Source organism: Hyphomonas sp. (assembly GCF_013823385.1).
GTDB lineage: Bacteria > Pseudomonadota > Alphaproteobacteria > Caulobacterales > Hyphomonadaceae > Hyphomonas.
In genome coordinates, this window is record NZ_PNMA01000112.1 from 1 (window position 1) to 2035 (window position 2035).

Annotated in this window: 2 protein-coding genes; one reads left to right on the plus strand and one right to left on the minus strand. The window is 60.5% G+C overall.

Annotated elements, in window-relative coordinates; translation table 11 throughout:
* On the plus strand, positions 1–1218 hold a 1218-nt coding region (locus C0456_RS20195), incomplete at its 5' end, for a site-specific integrase (RefSeq protein ID WP_291056391.1).
* A 92-nt stretch (positions 1219–1310) separates the two neighbouring features.
* Here C0456_RS20195 and C0456_RS20200 read toward each other — a convergent pair.
* Positions 1311–1967: a lytic transglycosylase domain-containing protein gene (locus tag C0456_RS20200; protein ID WP_367179324.1), complete on the minus strand. Its 657-nt coding sequence runs from the start codon at positions 1965–1967 to the stop codon at positions 1311–1313.
* Positions 1968–2035 lie beyond the last annotated feature (68 nt).

Genomic DNA, 2035 nt, shown 5'->3' on the forward strand with positions numbered 1-2035 from the left:
GAAGAAATGGGCAAGCTCACGGCGGTAGCGGTCAAGGCAGCGATGGCGAATCCTGGCACCTATCAGGATGGCGATGGATTGGTTCTTAGGGTCGATAAGCGTGGTGGAGCCTATTGGGTCCTCAGGCTCCAGCGAGACGGCAAGCGACAGGATATCGGCTTGGGTAGCGCCAAGCAGATGACACTTGCAGAAGCGCGGCAAAAAGCCACGATCTTGCGAAAGGCGGTCAAGGTCGACCACCGCGATGTTCTGGCCGAGAAAAAAGACGAGGCCGCCGCCAAGGTGACGTTCCGCGCAGCCGCGACTCAGTACCACAGCGAAAACGAAGCGGGCTGGAAAAGCGCGGTCTATGCGCGGCAATGGCTCGCCAGTCTCGAAAACTATGCCTTTCCGAAGCTGGGTGAGATGCCGACAGGCAGCATCAGCAGTGCTGATATCATCGCTGTGCTGACGCCGATCTGGCAGGAAATTCCCGATACCGCCCGCCAGGTCCGCAATCGGATTTGCGCTGTGCTGGATTATTCCCATGCCAAAGGCTGGCGTTCCCGAGAGGCTCCATCGGGCAATGGCAGCCTGAAGGCGGGTCGCGGTCTCCCCCGGCAAGTGAAGGTGCGTGAGAATCGCAAAGCCATGCCCTATGTCGCGCTGCCCGGATTCCTCACCGCCTTACGGCGTAAGCCATCCTTCGGGCGGCTTGCGCTGGAGTTGCTCATCCTGACTGGAGTGCGCAGTCAGGAGGTCCGCCTGGCGACATGGTCTGAATTTGACCTAGAGAGCCGGTTGTGGACGATCCCCGCCGAGCACATGAAGCGAAACAAGGCGCATATCGTCCCGCTGTCTGACGAGGCTCTGGCCGTGCTTGCAAAAGCCGATGCCCTGCGGATGTCTGAGAGCGACGTCGTGTTTCCCGGCGTAGCTGGTAAGCCTATGTCTGACATGACGCTGCTCAAGGTGCTGCGCGACATGAGCGAACCATACCACGTCCATGGCTTCCGCTCTGCGTTCACCGATTGGGCAGCAAATGAGGGCATCCCCGATGCCGTGGTAGAAGCTGCTCTCGCGCACAAAACGCCCGACGCTGTCCAGGCGGCCTATCGCCGCACAACCTATCTCGGCACACCCGATCAGCCGGGCGCCCGCGTGAAGTTGATGGCAGCTTGGGGGCGTTACTGCCTAGGGGTGGCGACGGGCGCGGACAAGGCAGCCCCGCCGGCTTGAGTGTGGGATCAGCTTACCTATGCTCTCGCGCAGCAACTGAGACGAGAGGCAAACTCTCACCTTGAGCGTCGCTCTACAATTCGGAGCGACCGCTAAAAGCGCCAATGGCGAAGCACTTCGCGGACATAGCCAGGAGTCTCGCCATTGCGGGGAATGCCGCCTGCACGCTCAACGGCGCCGGGACCTGCATTGTAGGCAGCTACCGCGAGGTGGACCACGCCAAACCTGTCGAGCATCTGCCGCAGGTATCGCGCTGCGCCGAAGATGTTGGCCATTGGATCGAAGCGATTGAAGACCCCAAGCTCTTTTGCCGTAGCGGGCATCAGCTGCCCAAGGCCCGCGGCACCCGCCGGGCTGACAGCCAAAGGGTTGTAACGAGATTCTGTCCATACGAGCGCATCGAGAAGGCCCGCAGGCAATGAGTACTTCGCCTCAGCGGCATAGATGTGAGGCAAGTAGCTCGCTCGCCGAAACCCGGATGGGGCCGGCTTGGCATTGGGTTCGTATCTGTATGGCAGGTTGACCCGGCCATCGCCCGCCACTGACAGGCGCGGTGCTGGGGCGGTCTGCGCGGAACGCCAGAGCCCATGCTCGACCAGTTGGAAGCCGTTTGATGCTTCCGCAATCCGAATGCCTTCGGATGGGATCGCCGCAGCGCCGTTCGTGGCTGGCGCTGCTATGTCCTGAGCACCGGCCGGGATAGCAGAAGTGATCGCGATGCTCGCGATCAAGAGAGTTCTGATTGTCATTTCTCGATCCTTGTCTAGCCGAATCGAGTGAGAACATATAAAGAACAGGCGATGTAGGAAAATTGGAA